Below are 21,076 nucleotides of genomic sequence, written 5' to 3'. Positions count from 1 at the left end.
GCAAGGAACAGGCCCGATGCGCAATCCTTGCATCCACCCATTGCGAAGGAGAATTGGTGGATCAGGCCGCGCCCGAAGTAGCGCTACTGCTACAACGACACCGACGGCCGAGCCGCCATGGCAGTGCGCCAGCGCAGCAGGTGCGGATGCTGCTCACCGGGCTTGTACTTGACCACACGCGCAAAGTCCACGACCACCACGGCCGTGATGTCGGCCACGCTGAAGCGGTCGGTGGCAATGAAGTCGCGGCCTGCCAATCGATCATTCAACAGATTGAAAAACTGCCCCAGACGCACCAGCCCGCGCTCCGCCAGCGCCGGGATCTGTGGGTAATCCACTGCGCCGGGCAGCGCCCGGTTGGCCATGGCGGGCGCGCTGTTGCGCAGCGCCTCGGCAATGGCCAACAGGCCCTCGAACTCCATGCGCCAGTTCCAGCTCGCAATCTCGGCCTTTTCTGCAGGCGTTTCGCCCAGCAGCGCAGGCTGCGGGTAGCGCGCTTCGAGAAACGCCGTGATCGCAGCGTTGTCGGCCAGCAGCAAACCGTCTTCGGTGCACAGCGCGGGCACGGTGCACTGCGGGTTGATCTGGCGATACGCCACGCCCAGTTGCTCGCCATTGCGCAGGTCCACCTGCACGGTGTCGTGGACCACACCCTTCTCTGCCAGCAGGATGCGCGCACGGCGCGGGCTGGGCGCCGTGGCGCAGTCATACAAAGTGATCATGGTGACGCCTTGCAAAACACTCACCGGGCGGGTGACACTGAAGCAGCCAACGCCGCCGCTTCGATCTTGTCCTGCGTCTTGGTGTCAAAGTCGCTGGCGTCATGCCGCTCACGCAACTGGCTGGCCGGGTCGCCCTGCACCCGGTTCACCTTGCGCCCCCGCTGCACTGCCGGGCGCTTGGCAATTTGCTCGGCCCAGCGCACCACATGCGTGTATTCGTGCACCTGCAAAAACTCGCCTGCGTTGTAGGCCTGCCCTTTCACCAGCAAGCCATACCAGGGCCAGATCGCGATGTCGGCCACCGTGTACTCGTCGCCCGCCACGTATTCGGTCACGGCCAGGCGCTGGTTGAGCACATCCAGCTGGCGCTTGGCCTCCATCGCATAGCGGTCGATCGCGTACTCGATCTTGACCGGCGCATAGGCATAAAAATGCCCAAACCCTCCCCCCACAAACGGCGCACTGCCCATCTGCCAGAACAGCCATGACAGGCATTCGGCGCGCGCAGCGCCGTCTTTGGGCAAGAAGGCGCTACCGAACTTTTCAGCCAGGTACATCAGGATGGCGCCGGACTCGAACACCCGCACCGGGTTGGCGGGGTCGGTGCGGTCCAGCAGGGCCGGGATCTTGGAGTTGGGGTTCACAGAAACGAAACCGCAACCAAACTGCTCGCCCTCGTTGATGCGAATCAGCCACGCGTCGTACTCCGCCCCGCTGTGGCCCAGCGCCAGCAGCTCTTCGAGCATGACGGTGACTTTCACGCCATTGGGCGTGCCCAGCGAGTAGAGCTGCAGCGGGTGGCGGCCTACAGGTAGCTCCTTGTCATGCGTGGCCCCGGCAATTGGCCGGTTGATGCCGGCGAACTGGCCGCCGTTTTCCTTGTTCCATTGCCAGATGGCGGGGGGGGTGTAGGGAGTGGAATCGGGCATGCACAGCTCCAGGCAAATGGGATGAAAAGTGGCGGAGTCGCCAGCAGTTGCATGAGGAGTTTAGCGACGCGGTTTGTCCGCCTGCTGGGCTGGGGCGAATAGCGCCTGCAATGGCGCCAGCTGATGCGAGCGAACGGGGCGCCACGTTCTTCGCACCATTGCCAAATGTCGGGTGAGGTTCAGGTGATGGGATCAGGCGCGCGGAGCCCCAATCGTCAAGAAGGTCGGGATAGATGACTTATGTGCCACGGGTGAAGACGCGTTTGGCAATGCACTTTCTTTTTTCCGGGCCTGCGTGGCCTCTGCCGTGACAGCGGGTTCCGCCCCCTGAGGGACAGGTCCGGTTCTGGCCAGACACACCCGCCCGCTCACCCTAGCCTCGGCAGTCCCCAACTTTCAGGAACCCACAATGCCCAACCCCCTGGCCGCCCACTTTCGAGACCTTCATCACCGGCATGAAGTCCTTGTCCTGCCCAACGCCTGGGATGCGGCAAGCGCCCACATTCAGGCGAGGGCGGGAGCCAAGGCAGTCGCCACGTCCAGTGCAGCCCTTTGCTGGGCCTTGGGCTACCAGGATGGCGGCGCGCTTCCCGTGGGCGAACTCATGTCTGCCATACGCCGCATTGTGCGGACACTGGCCGTGCCGCTGACCGTAGACATCGAAGACGGGTACAGCGACAGCCCTGAGGAGGTGGCGGAGCTGGCTGCTGAAGTCCGCCGATGTGGGGCTGTCGGCATCAACATCGAAGATGGCACTGCACCCAGCGAAATCTTTGCCAAAAAGATTCAGGCCATCCGGTCCCGGACCGGCGCTGCGGAATTGTTCATCAACGCCCGCACAGATGTCTACCTGCGCTCCCTCGCCCAGGAGGGGCCCGAGGCGATTGCAATGGTCAAGGCGCGAGCCAAAGACTATGCGAACGCTGGCGCTGACGGGCTTTTTGTTCCAGGCTTGGTGCAAACAGCAGACACTGAACAGATCGCTGCTGCAACGCGACTGCCGCTCAACCTGATGCTTCTGCCAGGGCTGCCGGATACAGAAAAGCTTGGGCGGGCAGGCATGCGCCGCCTCAGTGCAGGCCCGGCGGTGTTCCTGTCTGCCTACGCGCAACTGGAGGCAGACACCACCGCGTTCATGGCGGGCGAAGGTGCGAGAATTTTCTGCCGTGCGCTTCCATTCGCAAGCGTCAACGCTCTCTTCGCGCAATAGCGAACGCCCCCATGTGCTGTGGCAATGCACCAACGCCGGGCCGCACACAATCTGCACCGTCCCTTTTTCACCCGCCTTCAGGACACCCCATGCGACTCGTCGAAATCCGCTCCTACCAACTCAAGGCCCACACTGCAGAGGCCTTCCACCAGCTTGTGAGCGAGCAGTCCGTCCCCTTGCTGAGGCAGTGGGGGACCGACGTGGTGGCATACGGTATTTCTGCACACGAAGAGAACAGCTACTTCCTCATCCGCGCCTACCAGGATCGGGCCAACCTGCAGCAAAGCCAGGACCAGTTCTACGCATCCGAGGCGTGGCGCAGCGGGCCGCGTGAAGAGATCGTGGCAAAAATCGAAAGCTCCCTGAGCACCCTGGTCTGGCTTTCTGCCGCTGGGGTCGAGGATTTGCGGGCCTCCAACACCGGTAAGCAGGGGGACTGATCCACGCGGCTCAGTGCGCCTTGTCCCAGTTCGCCCCCACCCCCACCTCGGCCAATAACGGCACCTTCAGCGCCGCCACGTCCGCCATCAGGCGCGGGATGTGGGTCTTGAGCCAGTCCACCTCGCCATCGGGCAACTCGAACACCAGTTCGTCGTGCACCTGCATGATCATTTGGATGCTGGGCTTGTGCGCGTCCAGCTCTTTTTGCACGGCCACCATCGCCAGCTTGATCAGATCGGCAGCCGTGCCCTGCATGGGCGCGTTGATGGCGGCGCGCTCGGCCCCGGCGCGGCGGGGGCCGTTGGGGGAGTTGATCTCGGGCAGGTACAGGCGACGGCCAAACACGGTCTCCACATAGCCCATGGATTTGGCGGCGGCCTTGGTGTCATCCATGTACTGCTTCACGCAGGGGTAGCGCTGGAAGTACCTGTCGATATACGCGGCAGCGGCCTTGGTTTCGATACCCAGGTTCTTGGCCAGGCCAAAGCTGCTCATGCCGTAGATGAGGCCGAAGTTGATGACCTTGGCGTAGCGGCGTTGCTCGCTGGTGACCTGATCCACCTCCACCCCAAACACTTCGGCAGCGGTGGCGCGGTGCACGTCCAGCCCGGCGTGGAAGGCGTGCAGCAGCGAGTGGTCGCCGCTCAGGTGGGCCATGATGCGCAGCTCGATCTGGGAGTAGTCGGCGCTGGCAATCACCCGGCCTGCGGGCGCTACGAAGGCCTCGCGCACGCGGCGGCCTTCCGGAGTACGGATGGGGATGTTCTGCAGGTTGGGGTCGTTGCTGGACAAGCGCCCAGTCACGGCCACGGCCTGCGCGTAGTGCGTGTGCACGCGGCCTGTGCGTGGCAACGCCAGCTGGGCCAGCTTGTCGGTGTAGGTGCCCTTGAGCTTGACGAGGCCCCGGTGCTCCAGCAGCTTGGCGGGCAGGGGGTAGTCCTCGGCCAGCTTTTCCAGCACTTCTTCGTCGGTGCTGCGGGCGCCAGTGGCCGTCTTCTTCACCACGGGCATGCCCAGTTTGTCGAAGAAGATTTCGCCCAGTTGCTTGGGACTGCTCAGGTTGAAGGGCTGGCCAGCAATTTCGTACGCCTCGGTTTCCAGCTGCAGGATGCGCTGGCCCAGCTCGTGGCTTTGTGCGGCCAGCGTGGGCGCGTCAATCAGCACGCCGTTGCGTTCGACGCGGTACAGGGCCTCACTGCTCGCAATCTCCAGTTCGTAGATGAAGCGCAGTTTGTCATCCGCCTGCAGCAGGGGCCACAGGGCGTTGTGCACGTCCAGGGTCTGGTCGGAGTCTTCGCACGAGTAGGCGGCGGCCTTGTCTACCGGCACCTGCGCAAAAGGGATCTGGTGCGCGCCTTTGCCGCACAGGTCTTCGTAGCTGATGCCTTTGCGGCCGGTGTGGCGCTCGGCCAGGCTGGTCAGGTTGTGGGGCTTGTGCACTTCGAGCACATAGCTTTGCAGCATGGTGTCGTGCGCGTAGCCCTGCACCTCGATGCCGTGGTTGGCGAACACATGGCGGTCGTACTTGATGTGCTGGCCCAGCTTGTGGCGTTTGGCGTCTTCCAGCCAGGGCTTGAGGCGGGCGAGCACTTCATCGATGGGCAGCTGCACAGGTGCATCGGGGCCTTCGTGGCGCAGGGGGATGTAGGCGGCCTCGCCGGGCTGCACGCTGAAAGAGATGCCCACGATTTGCGCGCGCATTTCGTCGAGGGAATCGGTTTCGGTGTCGATCGCTGCCAGCGGAGCCTTGCGCAGGCGCTCCAGCCACTGGTCAAAGTCGGCCCAGTTGAGGATGGTGTCGTACACCACGGTGCGGTGCTGGGCCTCTTCTGCCACGGTGCTGGCAGAGTGGTCGGCAAACAGATCACCGCTTTGGCCGGGCATGGCGACGGTGGGGGCTGTAGCGGCGGGGGCCGCGGCACCCTTGATCGCGCTGGCCAGACCCTTGAAGCCGTACTTTTCGTAAAACGGCAGCAAGCCAGTGCTGTCGGGCGCGTCCAGCGTAATAGCGTCAAACGCGGGTAGGCCGGGGATGTAGTCGGCCAGCGCGCAGTCGGTCTTCATGGTGACCAGCTGACGACTCAATGCCAGCTGGCCGCTGGCAATGGCCTCACGCAGGTTGTTGCCCGCCACACCCTTGATGGCGTCGGCATTGGCAATCAGGTTGTCGAGCGAGCCATATTCTTCCAGCCACTTCGCGGCCGTCTTGGGGCCCACCTTGGTCACGCCGGGCACGTTGTCCACGGTGTCGCCTACCAACGCCTGGTAGTCCACCATCAGCGCAGGCGGCACGCCGAACTCTGCCGTCACGCCCGCCACATCGCGGCGCTTTCCGCTCATGGTGTCGATGATGGTGATGTGCTCGTTGACCAGTTGGCTCAAATCCTTATCGCCACTCGACACAATGACCTCAATGCCCTGTGCTGCGGCCACGTTGGCCAAGGTGGCGATCACGTCATCGGCCTCTACGCCGGGCACGGCCACCACCTTCCAGCCCAACAGGTCCACCACCTCGTGGATGGGCTCGATCTGGCTGCGCAGGTCGTCGGGCATGGGCGAGCGCGTGGCCTTGTATTCGGTGTACAGGGCGTCGCGGAAGGTGGGGCCCGAGGCGTCGAACACGCAGACGGCGTAGTCGGCAGGCGCCTCTTTGCGCAGCGCCTGCATCATATTGATCATGCCGCGAATGGCGCCTGTGGCAGCACTGGTCATGTCGCCAGGAACGGCCCGCAGGTCGGGCATGGCGTGAAAGGCGCGGTAGAGGTAGCTGGAGCCGTCCACCAGCACCAGGGTCTTTTTGTCAGTCATGCGGCAATTGTGCACGGCTGGGCCGCGCCATGGCGCCTGCCGGGCAGCGCTCTACAATCGCCCGATGCGCGCTCTTCACCTTCTCTTGCTGCTGGGCATGGCCTGCGGCACCGCCCTGGCCCAGAATACAAGCCAAAATGCTCCTCCGGGCGCAACTGACAAGCGCGAAGCGCTCTCAAATCAAGAGCAGCCTGCGGGCCGCACCAACCAGCGCACCGAGCGCATCCAGGTGGAAGACGCGGGCAGCCGCGTCGATGAGCTGCGTGTGGGTGGCCAGACACAGACCATTTCCGTACAACCCAAGACCGGCAACATGCCCGGCTACGAAGTGCAGTCGCCCGATGGCGCCCGCAGCCGTGCGGGCAGCAACAGCGGCGCCGAAACCACCACCGCCCCGCGTGTCTGGAACGTGCTGAAGTTCTGAGCCTGCGGCGGCCTTGCCGTCTGCCTGCGGCGGCGGTGTGTCGCCCTGCTCTCCGTACTCCCCGCCCCTCTTCTTTTTTCGATACCTTCCGAGCGATGGCTGTTTTTACCGAAGTCTCCAACACCGAGGCGCGCGAGCTGCTGCGCCGTTTGCAACTGGGTGAGCTGGTAGAGCTGCGCGGCATTGAGGGGGGCATCGAGAACACCAACTACTTCCTCACCAGCGACCAGGGCGCGTTCGTGCTCACGCTGTTCGAGCGCCTCACGGCCGAGCAGCTGCCGTTCTACCTGTACCTGATGAAGCACCTGGCACACGGTGGCGTGCCCGTGCCCGACCCGCGCGCCGACAAGAACGGCGACATCCTGCACACCGTGTGTGGCAAGCCCGCTGCGGTGGTGAACAAGCTGCGCGGCAAGAGCCAGCTGGCGCCCCAGGGCGCACACTGCGCGGCCGTGGGCACCATGCTGGCGCGCATGCACCTGGCGGGGCGCGACTTTGAGCGGCGCCAGCCCAACCTGCGCGGCCTGCCCTGGTGGAACGAGACCGTGCCCGTGGTGCTGCCGCACATTGGCGAGGCGCAATCGGCCCTGCTGCGCGCCGAGCTGGCCTACCAGAACCATGTGGCGGCGGGCTCGGCCTACGCCGCCCTGCCTTGCGGCCCTGTGCATGCCGACCTGTTCCGCGACAACGTGATGTTCGAGGGCGAAGAGCTGACCGGCTTCTTCGACTTTTATTTTGCAGGCGTGGACACCTGGCTGTTCGACCTGGCCGTGTGCCTGAACGATTGGTGCATTGACCTGCCCACCGGCGCACACGATGCCGAACGCGCCACGCGCATGCTGGATGCCTACCAGGCTGTGCGCCCATTGACTGCTGCAGAACGCGAGCTGCTGCCCGCGATGCTGCGTGCGGGCGCACTGCGGTTCTGGATCTCGCGGCTGTGGGACTTTTACCTTCCGCGCGAGGCCTCCATGCTCACACCGCACGACCCCACGCACTTTGAGCGCGTGCTGCGCCACCGCGTGGCGCACCCTGTACACGCCTGATCCCACCCGCCCCAAGGCATGGGGCGCGTCTTTGCACCCATCTCTCTCTATCCCTGCGCCGTGGCCGGAATGGGCTGCTGGGGTAAATTCCCACCTATTGCCCGCAGCTCCCTGCTCCAAGCCAGCGCAACGGCAAAGGCGGCGTGACCGGGCCCATCCCCTCCTGCACCCCATTCAATGAAACTCCACATCGTCCCCGCCCGCACCGGCATGGCCTGGGTCAAGCTTGGCATCCGGGCGTTCTGGCGGCAGCCCATGGCGCTGGCGGCGCTGTTCTTCATGACCATGGCCTCCATGTCGCTGGCCACCATGGTGCCCTTGGTGGGCCCGGCCATCGCACTGGCGCTGCTGCCATCGGCCACGCTGGCCATGATGGTGGCGTCGGCCGAGGCCACACAGGGGCGGTTTCCGATGCCCACGGTGCTGCTGGTGGCGTTTCGCACCGGCCGCCAGCGGTTGCGCGACATGCTGGTGCTGGGTGCGCTCTATGCCGTGGGTTTCCTGGGCGTAATGGGCCTGTCGGCCCTGATCGACGGCGGGCAGTTTGCCCAGGTCTACCTGGGCGGCGCCCCGCTGACCAAGGAGGTGGCGGAAAACCCCGCCTTCCAGAGCGCCATGTGGCTGTCCATGGTGCTGTACTTGCCGCTGTCGCTGCTGTTCTGGCATGCGCCGGGGCTGGTGCACTGGCACGGCGTGCCGCCGGTCAAGGCGCTGTTCTTCAGCATCGTGGCCTGCGTGCGCAACTTTGGCGCGTTTGTGGTTTACGGGCTGGGCTGGCTGGGGGTGTTCCTGCTGGGGGTCCTGGTGGTCAGCATTGTTTCTGCGTTGCTGGCGGTGGCGGGGCTTGCCGGTGCAGCGGCCGGTGGCATCATGGTGGGGGCGGCCATGATGATGGCGGCCATGTTCTTCACGTCGGTGGTGTTCACCTTCCGTGACTGCTTCGACCCCCCATCCACGGCCACCGTGCACGAGGCGCCCCATGACGAGCCACCGCCACCACCCCCATCAACTCCTGGGCCGCTCTGAACAAGAGCTGGCCTGGTTCCAGCGGCGCAGCCTGATGCAGGCCGCCGCGCTCTGGGTCGCATCCGGCGGCTGGGCGGCCGCCCATGCGCAGGCCCGCAGCAACATCGTGGAGCTGCGCGGTGACGTGCTCCGCAATGGCGAGCCGCTGACGGCCCAGCACACCATCACCGCCAACGACCGCATCGAGACCGGCCCCGGCTCCACCGCCGTGTTCACCGTGGGCGACAGCGCCTTCATGGTGCGCCAGAACTCGCGTGTGGCGCTGGAGAGCGACACCCCCACCGCCGTCAAGGTGCTGCGCGTGCTGAGCGGCGCCGTGGCCAGCGTGTGGGGCAAGGGCGCCGACCGCCAGATCGTGCTGCCCACCGCCACGGCCGGGATCCGGGGCACCGGGGTCTATGCCGAGGTGTTCCCGGACCAGGCCCTGCGCGGCTACTTCTGCAACTGCTACGGCACAGTGGACCTGGCGGCAGGGAACGAGAGCCTGGTGAGCCAATCGTCCTACCACCAGGCCTTCTGGGCCGAGCCCGCACCCCGCAATGGCCGGCTGCTGACGCCTGCGGGCGCCATCAACCACACCGACGAAGAGCTGGAGTTTCTGGCGGGCCTGGTGAACCAACGCACGGCCTGGCAGGTGGCCGGGCGCAAGGGTGTAAAAGACGGGCGCGGGCAGATGGACTATTCAGCCCCACCGGGCAGCGCTGGCAACACTGGCAGTGGTGGCGGTTCTGGCAGCGGCGCAGAACCCCCGCCCCCACCAGCACCGGCTCCAGCGGCACCCTCACCGGCCCCCGCGCCCCGCCCCCGGCCCGCATCACCTTACGGCCCGGACTACTGAGCGCAGCGGCAATCTGCCGCTGCGGCTCTCAGCGCCAGCCCCGCAAGGCCGCGCGCATTAGCTGCCCCAAAAAACAAAAAGGCCGGCTCAAGAGCCGGCCCATGAACCGTGGGAGGAAACCCTCCCACCGCCTCGTCAGGTCCCGATGGTGCCGCCGTCGTTCTTGGTGATCACGATCGTGGCCGAACGGGGGCGCTTGCCTGCGCCGTAACCCGCGTTGGAAGGCCACTGGCTCGTGTACTTGGCGGGGTCGCCCAGGTTGGCCAGCGCGGTGGTTTCACCCGGGTGCTGGATGTTCACAAAGATGGCCTTGCCATCGGGCGTTTCAGCCACACCGGTGATCTCGCTGCCGCTGGGACCCACCAGGAAGCGCTTGAGCGTGCTCTCGGTCGCGGCCTTGCCCACGGGGGTCACGATGTCCATCTTGGAGCCGTCGGCCTTGGTGTAGCTCAGCGTTTTCTTGCCGCCGTCACCCACCTGGCCCGGCACGGCGGCCAGCATCATGCAGTTGGTCACATCGGTGTAGGCACCGTCATCGGTCTGGATCCAGCAGATGCCGGTGGCCTTGCTGAAGGCCAGGCCGTCAGGGCTGGAGAAGTCCTGGTCGGCCGTGAGCGACGAGATATTGACCATCGTCTTGTCGGCACCGGCTTCGGCACCGAACAGGTACACGTCCCAGGTGAAAGCCGACACGGATGCGCCTTCCTTCAGGCGCACCATGTGGCCGTTGGGGTTGCCGTTCTGTGCGGTTGTGCCCTTCATGTCGGTGTAGGCACGTGGATTGGCCGCGTCGGGCAGGTACTGACTCCCCGTCGGGTTCACGCTGCGGTTGCTGTTGTTGGTCAGCGTGAAGTAGACCTCGCCGTTGGCGGGGTTCACCGCGTTCCACTCGGGGCGGTCCATCTTGGTGGCGCCCACAGCGTCCGCCGCCAGGCGGGTGTTGATGGCGATGTCGGCCTCGTCGGCAAACTTGTAGGCGGCATAGCCACTGATGGCGGTGTTGGCCAGCGACAGCTCGATCCAGCTGCCCGTGCCGTCAGCGTTGAACTTGGCCACATAGAGCTTGCCGCTGTCCAGGTACTTGTCACCCACGGCCAGGCGGTCGGCGGCGTTGGCGTCGGCTGCGTTCCACAGCGCGGTGGACACAAACTTGTAGATGTATTCGCCGCGCGAGTCGTCGCCCATGTACACGCTCAAGGGCTTGCCCGCTTCGACCTTGCCAAACGCAGCGCTCTCGTGCGCGAAGCGGCCCAGGCCCGTGCGCTTCTTGGCCATGCGGGCGTTGTCGTAGGCGTCGATTTCGACGATGTAGCCCATGCCGTTCATCTCGTTGCGGTAGTCGTCGCTGCCGTTGACCGAGGTGCCGGTCTTGCTGTTGTTCCAGCGCTGGTACTGGTCGGCGGTGCCACCGCTTTCCCAGCCGTGGCGCGATGCAGCGCCCTGGGCACGGCCATAGCGCTTGAGTGCCGTCACGCTCTTGTCGTTGCCGCGCGCTGCATCGTCGGCAGCGCCGCGGGTGAAGTAGCCAAACCAGTTCTCTTCGCCGGTCAGGAAGCTGCCCCAGGGCGTCTTGCCCGTGCCGCAGTTGTTCAGCGTGCCACGCGTGGTGGTGCCGGTGGGCGAATACTTGGTGATCAGCTGCGCATTGCCGCGCGCGGGGCCAGAGATCTCGATGGGGCTGAGGGACGTGAGGCGGAAGTTCAGCGCCGAGTTCTGTACGTAGGCCCACTTGCCAGCCGTCTTGGTCACTTCGATCACTGCAATGCCGTGGGCCGCAGTTTCCTTGTCGATTTCGGCAGCGGGGCGGGGCAAGGTGGTGGTGCCGCCATTGGCGTGCAGGAAGTGCGAAGACAGCTTCTCGTCGGTCGTGGCTTCGTGGTTGATGGCCAGCAGACCGCGCTCGGTGGCGTTGTCGTTGCGCTTGCCGTCCGCGCCCAGGCCAAACCACTCCATGCCGTCGTGGTGGTCACCCGCACGCTTGTCGAAGTCGCCATCGGTGCCATCATTCTTGTACGCGGCCACGCCAGATGCGATGGGGTCGCCCAGCGCGAACAGCACGCTGGCGGTGTAGCCTGCAGGCACGGCCACCACATCGGCCAGGCTCTTGGGCACGGCGCCAAAACCCAGCAGCTTGGGGCCGGCAGGCACGGCATCATCGCTGCCACCACCACAAGCGCTCACGCCAAAACCAGCCAGCACGGCCGTGCCCACGGTGCCAACGCTGCCACGCAGCAGGCCACGGCGCGACAGACGAGCCCCCAGCACCGCGTCGAACGTGGGGTTGGCGGAGGTGTTGGCGTTTTCGTTGTTGAAATCGATGGCCTGCTCTGGCGCATCCACACGGTGGGTCATGGGTTTCCTCGGGGGTTGTTGGTTACAAAGCCTGTGGAGCGTAGAAACACAGGGTGACACCGCCGTGAAGCTTTTGCGTCGGTTTCGTGACAGGCGATCCCAGACGGCATCTAGCGGATTAAACAAATACGAATCACTATCATTTGTATAATTCCCGCTGCCCCAGACCGCCCAGCCAATCTCCGCGCCCACTCGTCTTCTACAGACCCGTGCGCAGCCCCCACCAGCCAGTGCGGCCCCTCCGTTCTCACCCTTTCATCGCGGCGCCGCGCCCAGCCTCCGGCTGCACTTGCGGCAGCCTGCGCGAACCCTTGGAGACCCCTGCATGACCTCGCCCTCCCTGAAGACCTCGCTCCTGGTAGCGGCCCTGTGTGCCGCCACCCTCGCCTACAGCACCGGCGTCGCCGCACAGACCTCTCCCGCTGCAACACCCCAGGCCCAGGCCCCACAAGCCGTGACATCCCAGGCGGTGGTGGCGCACTACGCCACCCTGGTGCACGCCAACTACGCCGACACCCTGGCCAGTGCCCAGGCGTTGCGCGAGGCGGTGTTGGCCTTCACCGCCAAGCCTTCGGCCGAGACCCTGGCCGACACCCGCACCAAGTGGCTGGCCGCACGCGAGTTCTATGGCCAGACCGAGGCCTTCCGCTTTTACGGAGGCCCCATCGACAACGACAACGGCCCCGAAGGCCGCATCAACGCCTGGCCCATGGACGAATCCTTTGTGGACAGCGTGCAGGGCAAGGCCAACGCAGGCCTGGTCAACAACCGCAAGTTCGCCATCACCAAGAAGAACCTCGCGGCCCAGAACGAGCGCGGCGGCGAGGAAAACATTGCCACCGGCTGGCACGCCATCGAGTTCTTCCTGTGGGGCCAGGATCTGTCCGAGACAGGCCCAGGCAACCGCAACTTTGAAGACTTCGTGGACGGCAAGGCCCCGAACGCCGACCGCCGCCGCCAGTACCTGAGCGTGGTGACCGACCTGCTCATCGACGACCTCACATCCTTGGTGAAGGCCTGGGCGCCCGATGCCAAGAACAACTACCGCGCCAGGTTCGTGCGCGGCGGCAACGAGTCGATCCGCAAGATGCTCGTGGGCCTGGGCTCGCTCTCGCGCGGCGAGCTGGCGGGCGAGCGGCTGGAGGTGGCCCTCAACAGCCAGGACCAGGAGGACGAGCACTCGTGCTTCTCCGACAACACCCACCGCGACGCGGTGACCAACGCCCAGGGCATCCAGAACGTGTGGCTGGGCGAGTACAAACGTGCCGACGGCAGCGTGGTCAAGGGCGCATCGCTGCGCGACCTGGTGGCCACCAAGGACGCGGCGCTGGCCGCCAAGACCACGCAGCAGATCGCGGCCTCGGTGGCTGCCGCCGAAGGCATCCAGGCCCCGTTCGACCGCGAGATCATCGGCGGCAAGGACGCGCCGGGCCGCCAGCGCATCCAGAAGACCATCGACAGCCTCACCCAGCAAAGCAAGGACCTGGTGGCCGCAGCCAACGCGATCGGCATCACCAAACTCACGCTGGTGCAGCCCTGAACATGCAGTTTTCGCCAGCCATTCGCCGCCAGCGCACCCTGCGCCTGGCGGCAGCCAGCATCGGCATCATCGCCATGGGGAGCCTCGGCTTCGGTGCCTTGACTGCGGCACCCCAGCCCGACCCGCTGGGCGAAAAAACCGGTGGCGAGACCACGGTGTTCGCCACCGGGCGCAATGCCTTCTCGTTCCCGGCCGCCAACCTCAGCGATGAGGAGCGCACACGCTTTGTCATCGGCAACTCCTTCTTCCGGCGCAACTGGGTCGAGGCGCCCGCCTCCACCAAGGCCCGCGACGGCCTGGGCCCGCACTTCATCGCGCGCTCGTGCGGTGGCTGCCATGTGCAAGACGGGCGCGGCGAGCCGCCAGCCATCTTCAACCGCCTGGGCGAGACCAAGGACCCCACGGTGGCCCTGCTGATGCGCCTGTCCATCCCCGGCACCGACGCGCACGGCGGACCCAGGCACGACCCGGTGTACGGCGACCAGTTCAACAACGCGGCCATCCAGGGCGTCCAACCCGAAGGCCGCGTGACCCTGCGCTACGACACCATCAAAGGCAAGTTCGCCGACGGCACGCCCTACACGCTGCTCAAGCCGCAGTACGGCTTTGCCGACCTGGGCTACGGTTCCCTGCACAAGGATCTGATGATGAGCCCGCGCATCGCGCCGCAGATCATTGGCGTGGGCCTGCTCGAAGCCATTGCCGAGGCCGACATCCTGGCCAACGCAGCCGACCAGGCCGCCGCCCCCGGCCCCATCAAGGGCGTGCCCAACCAGGTGTGGGATGCGCCATCAGGCCGCATGATGGCCGGGCGCTTTGGCTGGAAGGCCAACGTGGCCACGATTGCGCACCAGACGGGCGGCGCCTTCCTGGGCGACATGGGCATCACCTCGCGCCACTTTGCGCAAGAGGCCTGCACGCCCGCGCAGAAGGACTGCCAGGCAGCACCCAGCGGCCAGAGTGGTGGGGAACAGGGTCAGCCCGGCGTCGAGATCGACGACAAAACCCTGGCCGACGTGATCTTCTACCAGGCCACGCTGGCCCCGCCCGCGCGCCGCAACATCAACGATGCGCAGGTGCTGCGCGGCCAGGCGCTGTTCAGCCAGGCCCAGTGCGCCACCTGCCACCGCCCGAGCTACGTCACCAAGGAAGGGCCCTTTCCCCAGCTGACGAGCAAGGCGCTGAGCGGGCAGCGCATCGCGCCCTACACCGACCTGCTGCTGCACGACATGGGCGAGCGCCTGGCCGACGGCAGGCCCGACTTCGGCGCCAATGGCCGCCAGTGGAAGACCCCGCCGCTGTGGGGCACGGGGCTGATCAAGGACGTGAACGGCCACACCCGCCTGCTGCACGACGGCCGTGCGCGCGGTGTACTGGAAGCCGTGCTATGGCACGGCGGCGAGGCCGAAGCGGCCAAGGACCAGGTGCTCAAGATGAAGAAGGCCGACCGGGATGCGCTGGTGAAATTCGTGGAGTCACTATGACCATGAGAACCCTTGCCGCGCTGCTGCTGGTCCTGCCCCTGGCAGCCCCGGCGCAAACAGCCCCCCCCGCCTGGCAGCGCAATGCCGTGCCCTTCTACGACACGGTGCACGCCCTGCAAGGCATCTACGGGCACTGGGCCCTGCCCCGGGCACAGGACTTCGACCGGAGCGCACGTGCACTGGTGCCCGCCGTGGCTGCGCTGTGCCAGGCCCCGGCGGCAGACGGCCGGGCGGTGCTCGAATCCGCACGCACCGCCTGGCTGGCCACGGCCCGCGCGTGGGAGCAATTGGCTGCCGTGTCCGTAGGCCCCGTCATCGCCCGCCGCAGCCAGCGCGCCATCGATTTCACGCCCACGCGCCCTGCCCTGATCGAGAAAGCCATCGCCGCCCAGCCCCAGGGCGCCAAGGCCTTCGAGCGCATCGGCACGCCCGCCAAGGGCCTGCCCGCGCTGGAATGGCTGCTGTGGACGCGCCCCGTGCAGCCCAGCAGCCCCGCCTGCGGCTACGCACACGAAGTCGCCCAGGATGTGGCGCGCGAATCGGCCGCGCTCGCCAAGGCCTTTGCCGACGCCGCTGCGACTGACTGGGGGGCGGAGGACGAACAGGAAGGCTCCACCCAGGCCATCAGCGAATTTGTGAACCAGTGGGTGGGCGGCATCGAACGCCTGCGCTGGGCGCAGATGGACAAGCCGCTGCGCGCGGCTGGATCGGGATCTGGCGCGCGCACGCCGGACTACCCCCGCACCGCCAGCGGCGCCACGCTGGCGGCCTGGGCCGCGACGTGGGGCGGCCTGCGCAGCGTGACCACCCTGCCCGCCCGCGCCGACACCCCCGCCGCTGGCGAGGCCCTGGTGCCGCTGGAGATGTACCTGCGCGGCAAGGGCCTGAACCCGCTGGCCGACAAGCTGCGCCAGGCCACCGACAAGGTCGATGCGTCGATGGCCCAGGTGCAAAAAAACGGCTTGCAGAGCAAGGCGGCCATCCAGCAAGCCGCGCGCGACCTGGCCGCACTCAAGTTCCTGGCCGAATCCGAAGTGGCACCCGCGCTGCAGGTAAGCATTGGCTTTTCGGACGCCGATGGCGACTGACCTGCACCGCCGCCATGCCCTGGCCGCTCTCGCGGGCCTGGGCGCCTGCGTGATCACCCCCGGCGCGGCCTTCGCCACCGCCGGTGACCGCGTGCACCTGGCCGCCGCGTGGGAGCACCAGGGCAGTTTCCACATCGGTCTGCTGTCCACGCACGAAGGCGCCGGGCAGGCGCTGCAGGTTCACGCTGCGCTGGAGGTGCCCACGCGCGCCCACGGCCTGTGTGTGTTGCCCGACGGGTCGGTGCTGGCCACTGCACGCCGCCCCGGCGACTGGCTGGTGCGCTGGCGGCCCGGCGCAGGCGGCGAGCCCCGGTGGCTGTGGCAGGACGGCGAGCGCTCCTTCAACGGCCATGTGCTGGCCAGCGCCGACGGTCAGCGGCTGTACTCCACCGAGACCGATGCCGAGACCGGTGCGAGCTGGGTCGTGGTGCGCGACGCCCGCACGCTCGCTACCACCGCCGTTTGGCCCACCCACGGCATCGACGCGCACGAGCTGATCTGGGACACCCGGGGACGCAATGGCGGCACCCCCACCCTCATCGTCGCCAACGGCGGCGTGCCCACCGCGCCCGAAACCGGCCGCGTTAAACGCAACCTCGCCGCGATGGACTCGTCCCTGGTGCGGCTCGATGCCCACACGGGCCACCTGCTCGGCCAGTGGCGCCTGCCCGACCCGCGCCTGAGCCTGCGCCACCTGGCCTGGAGCCCCGACGGCGCCCTGCTCGGCATCGCGCTGCAGGCAGAACACGACGATGCCGCTGCCAAGAATGCCGCGCCCGTGCTGGCCCTGTTTGACGGCAGTGCGCTGCGCGTGGTGGCAGCGCTAGAACCTGTGGCCCAGAGCCTGTGCGGCTACGGCGGCAGCATGGCCGCCACCCCCACCGGCTGGGCCGTCAGCTGCCCGCGCGCCCATGGCATCGCCACGTTCTCCTTGCAGGGCGACTGGCAGGGCCTGGTGCCGCTGCCCGAAGCATGCCCGCTGGCCGTGCGCGGCGGCGCACTGTGGGCGGGCGGCCTGGCCAGCAGCCTGCAGAACGCGCAGGCAGTGGCACCGCTGGCGCATCCACATGGAGCGGGGTTGCAAGGCGCGCGGCTGGACAACCACTGGGTGGTGCTCCAGAGCTGAAATTTCAAGCAAAAAACAGGCTTCTGCGCGCTATGGACAAGCGCTTTTAGCTATCAAATGAGAAGCAAAAAACCCATCCAGCGCAACGCCCAGCAGGTCGGGTTGGCGCAATGCAACCCGACCTACGCAGGCTCATTCGCCGGACTGTTCAAACTGGCGCTGCCGCAACGCGGCCAATACCTCGGTGGCAATCTGCTCTGGCGCCATGCGCGCGGTATCCACCACGCACCGCGCTGTCTGCGATGCTGGCCAGGGCTGGTAGTCATGCTGCTGCACGGCTTGCCAGCTCGGCGGCGCGAGCCCGGGGATGTCACTACTGCGGGTCTCGACGCGGCGCCGGTGTTCTGCCGCGTCCGAGCAGACCACTTCCACATCCAACCGAGGCACCGGCACGCCACGGGCCACGCTGTGCCAGGCATCGCGCGTCACCGGCAAGGGATTCACACAGTCCACCAGCACCGGCAGGCCCTGCGCCAACTGGGTGCGCGCCAGCGCATAGGCCACCCGATAGCCTGCGGTGCCGACCTCAGCCCCGGAATCGCGCAGCGCCTGTTCGATGGTGTCGATGCGCAGGTACACCGCCTGCCACTGCGCCAGCAGCGCGTGGGCCACGGTGCTTTTGCCCACGCCAGGTAAACCGCCCAGCACCACCAAGGCCGGTGCGCGGGGCCCGCCCATTCAATCCACCACCGTGAGCTTGGCCACCGACAGCGCCAGCCACTTGGTGCCGTGGCGCGGAAAGCCGACCTGGGCGCGCGCATCGTCGCCCTGCCCCTCGATCGCCAGCACCTTGCCTTCGCCAAACTTGGTGTGGAACACGGCAATGCCCACGCGCAAGCCGTGCGAGGGCGCGGCCTTCTGCACGGGCACCGGGGGGCTGGCGAAGGTCTCGGACTTCAAGCCAAAACTACCTCTCCCGCCTGATGCATATGGGTTTGATGCTCCCATATTAGGAGCATACGAGCCAAACCCCTGTTGCTTTGGCGTGATCCACTTGAGCGCGGCCTCGGGCAACTCGTCAAAGAACCGGCTCTTGATGTTGTAGCGCGTCTGGCCGTGCAGCATGCGCGTTTGCGAATGGCTCAGGTACAAGCGCTTGCGGGCACGGGTGATTGCCACGTACATCAGGCGGCGTTCTTCCTCCAGGCCGTCGCGGTCGCTGGCGGAGTTCTCGTGCGGAAACAGGCCCTCTTCCATGCCGCCGATAAAGACGCCATCGAACTCCAGGCCCTTGCTGGCATGCACGGTCATTAGCTGCACCGCGTCCTGCCCGGCCTGAGCCTGGTTATCGCCCGCCTCCAGCGCCGCGTGGGTCAGGAAGGCGGCAAGGGGCGAGAGGGTTTCGCCGGTGTCGGCATCCACGATGCCGGGCACGGCGGGTTTCAGTGGTTCGTCCAGCACCGGCGCATTGGGGTCCAACCCCTGGCTGACCGGGCTTTGGGCGCTTTGCGTGAGCGGTGTGCCATGCTCGTCCAGCGGCAGGGCCACGGCATCGCGGCCAAATCCCTCTTGCGTAACAAAGCTCTCGGCCGCGTTGACCAGTTCCTGCAAGTTCTCGATGCGGTCTGCGCCTTCCTTCTCCGTGCGGAAGTGCTCCACCAGGCCCGTGGATTCGAGCATCTGCTCGATGATGCCGCGCAGGTTCAGGCCCTGGGTCTGCTCGCGCAGCACATCCACCATGGCGACAAACGCGCCCAGATTGGCGCCCGCCTTGCCGGGCACGGCGCTCACCGCGTCGTGCAGCGAGCAACCGGCAGCGCGGGCCGCGTCCTGCAGCACCTCGATGCTGCGCGCGCCAATGCCACGCGGTGGAAAGTTGACGACCCGCGTGAAGCTGGTGTCGTCGTGCGGGTTCTCCAACAGGCGCAGGTAGGCCAGTGCGTGCTTGATTTCAGCGCGCTCGAAGAAGCGCAGGCCGCCGTACACGCGGTAGGGAACGCTGGCGTTGAACAGCGCTGATTCGATCACCCGGCTTTGCGCATTGCTGCGGTAGAGCACGGCAATCTCCTTGCGCTCAAAACCGTCGCTGCGCACCAGCTGCTTGATCTCGTCCACCATCCACTGCGCCTCGGCCAGGTCGGAGCTGGCCTCGTACACGCGCACGGGCTCGCCCGCGCCCTGCGTGGTGCGCAGGTTCTTGCCCAGACGGCGGCTGTTGTGGCTGATGAGGTGGTTGGCCGAGTCGAGGATGTTGCTGAAGCTGCGGTAGTTCTGTTCCAGCTTGATCTGGCGCTGCACGTCGAACTCGCGCACGAAGTCGGTCATGTTGCCCACGCGCGCACCACGGAAGGCGTAGATGCTCTGGTCGTCGTCGCCCACGGCAATCACGCTGCCACGCGCCTCGTAGCGCCCGCCCACGTCGTTGCCCGCCAATTGCTTAAGCCACGCGTACTGCAGCTTGTTGGTGTCCTGGAACTCGTCCACCAGAATGTGCGCAAAGCGGCGCTGGTAGTGCTCGCGGATGGCGTCGTTGTCGCGCAACAGTTCGTAGCTGCGCAGCATCAGCTCGCCAAAGTCCACCACGCCTTCGCGCTGGCATTGTTCTTCGTAGAGCTGGTAGATCTCGACCTTCTTGCGCGCATCGCTGTCGTGGGCTTCTACGTTGGCAGGGCGCAGGCCTTCTTCCTTGCAGTTGGCGATGAAGTAGGCGAGCTGCTTGGGCGGGAAGCGCTCATCGTCCACGTTGTGCTGTTTGCACAGGCGCTTGATGGCCGAAAGCTGGTCTTGCGTGTCGAGTATCTGGAACGACTGCGCCAGCCCCGCCGCCTTGTGGTGGGCGCGCAGCAGACGGTTGCACAGGCCGTGGAAAGTGCCGATCCACATGCCGCGCACGTTCACCGGCAGCATGGCCGACAGGCGGGCCACCATCTCCTTGGCGGCCTTGTTGGTAAACGTCACGGCCAGAATGCCGCCCGGCGTGGCATGGCCGTTTTGCAGCAGCCAGGCAATGCGGGTGGTGAGCACGCGGGTCTTGCCCGAGCCCGCGCCCGCCAGGATGAGCGCATGGCCTGCAGGCAGCGTGACGGCGGCCAATTGCTCGTCGTTCAGGTTCTGCAGCAGGGGGGACAAAAGAGCGGGGGCCGGGGCAGCACCGGCGGGGGAAGGCGACGGCGCACCCGAAAACAGGTCTTGTGGGAACATCCGGCCATTGTAGAAAGCGCCCCCGCCCCTGCCCCGTACCCCCATGAAAAACATTGCTCCCACTCTGGCCTGCCTGCTGCTCGCCCTTTCTTCCGCACCCGGCGCCTGGGCCCAGGCCAGTTGCAGCAGCGACGGCGCGCCCCGGCCTGTGGTGGTGTTTGAGCGCTTCATCAACGCCGACTGCGAGGCCTGCTGGACCGACCCGACCCCACCCGCCCCGTCCGCCCGGGGCCAGGCCGTGGTGCTGGACTGGATCGTGCCCGGCGCCCTGGGCGACGACGCGCCCCTGTCGGCCGCCGCGACCACCGATGCCCTGGCGCGCCTGGACACGCTGGCCCGCCCCGTGCCTGCACGCACCGACGTGCACATCGCAGCCCTTGAATCAGCAGCCCCTGCGCAACTGCGCGTGGCCCAGGGCCCGCCGTTCAACGACTACATGGGCGCCGCCATCACCTTCACGCCGGCCCGCGCCGCGCGCCAGCACGGCCCCTGGCGTTTTCACCTGGCGTTGGTCGAATCCGTGCCCGCCGGGACTGACGGCAGTGCAGCGCACAGAAATGTGGTCAGAAACATGCTTCTCGGCGCATGGGATAACGGCAATACGCTATCAAAAACAGAGCATTTAAAGCAGCAGGAGATGCGCCCGGTGCGCATCCCCGAGGGTGCGAAACCAGAGCGCCTGCGCCTGGTGGGCTGGGTGCAGGACGCCCAGGGCCGCGTGGTGGCCGCTGCGCAGTCCCGCTGCCAGTGACGCTGGCAGCATCGGCGGTGGCCCTGATACCGCTCATACCACCAGTGTTATAGGGTCTGGCATACAGGCGGGTAGAATCAATCACCGGGCCCAAGTTTCTTGACGCCCGGTTTTTTGTGCCCGCGCACTGCGGGGTTCGGAGCGGCCACC

17 protein-coding genes are annotated in these 21,076 nt (G+C 66.5%); 11 read left to right on the top strand and 6 right to left on the bottom strand.

Annotation, left to right across the window (positions count from 1 at the left end; all coding sequences use genetic code 11):
* Positions 1-89 precede the first annotated feature (89 nt).
* Both ACYZGB_RS10135 and yghU read right to left on the bottom strand, forming a co-directional pair.
* Positions 90-722 (bottom strand): glutathione S-transferase family protein, encoded by a 633-nt coding sequence (locus ACYZGB_RS10135; protein WP_462388097.1) that lies wholly within the window; start codon positions 720-722, stop codon positions 90-92.
* A gap of 20 nt (positions 723-742) precedes the next feature.
* Complete coding sequence (yghU, locus tag ACYZGB_RS10130) at positions 743-1,651, bottom strand: glutathione-dependent disulfide-bond oxidoreductase (RefSeq protein WP_462388096.1); 909 nt, start codon at positions 1,649-1,651, stop codon at positions 743-745.
* A gap of 409 nt (positions 1,652-2,060) precedes the next feature.
* Between yghU and ACYZGB_RS10125 the strand changes: the two genes are divergently transcribed.
* Positions 2,061-2,861, top strand: a complete 801-nt coding sequence (locus ACYZGB_RS10125; protein ID WP_462388095.1) for an isocitrate lyase/PEP mutase family protein — start codon at positions 2,061-2,063, stop codon at positions 2,859-2,861.
* Positions 2,862-2,950: 89 nt separating this feature from the next.
* Positions 2,951-3,301, top strand: a complete 351-nt coding sequence (locus ACYZGB_RS10120) for an NIPSNAP family protein (protein WP_462388094.1) — start codon at positions 2,951-2,953, stop codon at positions 3,299-3,301.
* Between the two features lie 10 nt (positions 3,302-3,311).
* Here the strand turns inward: ACYZGB_RS10120 and polA are convergent, their stop codons facing one another.
* Positions 3,312-6,110, bottom strand: a complete 2,799-nt coding sequence (gene polA / locus ACYZGB_RS10115; RefSeq protein WP_462388093.1) for a DNA polymerase I — start codon at positions 6,108-6,110, stop codon at positions 3,312-3,314.
* 64 nt (positions 6,111-6,174) lie between these two features.
* Between polA and ACYZGB_RS10110 the strand changes: the two genes are divergently transcribed.
* From ACYZGB_RS10110 to ACYZGB_RS10095, 4 genes are all read left to right on the top strand, one after another.
* Positions 6,175-6,534, top strand: coding sequence for a hypothetical protein (locus ACYZGB_RS10110; protein ID WP_462388092.1), 360 nt, complete (start codon positions 6,175-6,177; stop codon positions 6,532-6,534).
* Between the two features lie 95 nt (positions 6,535-6,629).
* Positions 6,630-7,580: a homoserine kinase gene (locus ACYZGB_RS10105; protein ID WP_462388091.1), complete on the top strand. Its 951-nt coding sequence runs from the start codon at positions 6,630-6,632 to the stop codon at positions 7,578-7,580.
* 177 nt (positions 7,581-7,757) lie between these two features.
* Positions 7,758-8,606 (top strand): BPSS1780 family membrane protein, encoded by an 849-nt coding sequence (locus ACYZGB_RS10100; protein ID WP_462388090.1) that lies wholly within the window; start codon positions 7,758-7,760, stop codon positions 8,604-8,606.
* Positions 8,560-9,444 (top strand): FecR family protein, encoded by an 885-nt coding sequence (locus ACYZGB_RS10095; RefSeq protein WP_462388089.1) that lies wholly within the window; start codon positions 8,560-8,562, stop codon positions 9,442-9,444. Before ACYZGB_RS10100 ends, ACYZGB_RS10095 begins: the two co-directional genes overlap by 47 nt.
* 135 nt (positions 9,445-9,579) lie before the next feature.
* On the opposite strand, the gene ACYZGB_RS10090 is transcribed toward ACYZGB_RS10095, so the two are convergent.
* On the bottom strand, positions 9,580-11,796 hold the full coding sequence (locus tag ACYZGB_RS10090; RefSeq protein WP_462388088.1) for a PhoX family protein: 2,217 nt from the start codon (positions 11,794-11,796) through the stop codon (positions 9,580-9,582).
* Positions 11,797-12,121: 325 nt separating this feature from the next.
* Between ACYZGB_RS10090 and ACYZGB_RS10085 the strand changes: the two genes are divergently transcribed.
* From ACYZGB_RS10085 to ACYZGB_RS10070, 4 genes are read left to right on the top strand one after another with little or no spacing between them, the layout of a single operon-like run.
* The gene (locus ACYZGB_RS10085) at positions 12,122-13,336 is read left to right on the top strand and encodes an imelysin family protein (RefSeq protein ID WP_462388087.1); all 1,215 of its coding nucleotides are present in this window, start codon (positions 12,122-12,124) and stop codon (positions 13,334-13,336) included.
* 2 nt (positions 13,337-13,338) lie between these two features.
* Positions 13,339-14,820 carry a di-heme oxidoreductase family protein gene (locus ACYZGB_RS10080; RefSeq protein ID WP_462388086.1) on the top strand — a complete coding sequence of 494 codons (1,482 nt, stop codon included), beginning with the start codon at positions 13,339-13,341 and terminating at the stop codon, positions 14,818-14,820.
* On the top strand, positions 14,817-15,908 hold the full coding sequence (locus tag ACYZGB_RS10075) for an imelysin family protein (protein WP_462388085.1): 1,092 nt from the start codon (positions 14,817-14,819) through the stop codon (positions 15,906-15,908). Before ACYZGB_RS10080 ends, ACYZGB_RS10075 begins: the two co-directional genes overlap by 4 nt.
* Positions 15,898-17,034, top strand: coding sequence for a DUF1513 domain-containing protein (locus tag ACYZGB_RS10070; RefSeq protein ID WP_462388084.1), 1,137 nt, complete (start codon positions 15,898-15,900; stop codon positions 17,032-17,034). Before ACYZGB_RS10075 ends, ACYZGB_RS10070 begins: the two co-directional genes overlap by 11 nt.
* A gap of 132 nt (positions 17,035-17,166) precedes the next feature.
* Here the strand turns inward: ACYZGB_RS10070 and ACYZGB_RS10065 are convergent, their stop codons facing one another.
* Together ACYZGB_RS10065 and ACYZGB_RS10060 are read right to left on the bottom strand one after the other, a co-directional pair.
* Positions 17,167-17,712 (bottom strand): P-loop nucleotide/nucleoside kinase family protein, encoded by a 546-nt coding sequence (locus ACYZGB_RS10065; RefSeq protein ID WP_462388083.1) that lies wholly within the window; start codon positions 17,710-17,712, stop codon positions 17,167-17,169.
* A complete protein-coding gene (locus ACYZGB_RS10060; protein ID WP_462388082.1) occupies positions 17,713-20,175 on the bottom strand; it encodes a UvrD-helicase domain-containing protein in 2,463 nt (820 codons plus the stop codon).
* A 43-nt stretch (positions 20,176-20,218) separates the two neighbouring features.
* On the opposite strand from ACYZGB_RS10060, the gene ACYZGB_RS10055 reads away from it, so the two are divergent.
* Positions 20,219-20,926: a hypothetical protein gene (locus tag ACYZGB_RS10055; RefSeq protein WP_462388081.1), complete on the top strand. Its 708-nt coding sequence runs from the start codon at positions 20,219-20,221 to the stop codon at positions 20,924-20,926.
* Positions 20,927-21,076 lie beyond the last annotated feature (150 nt).

Source organism: Acidovorax sp. Q11, assembly GCF_054950075.1.
The sequence above is the reverse complement of the archived record's forward strand: the minus strand, read 5'-3'. Positions and strand labels throughout refer to the sequence as shown.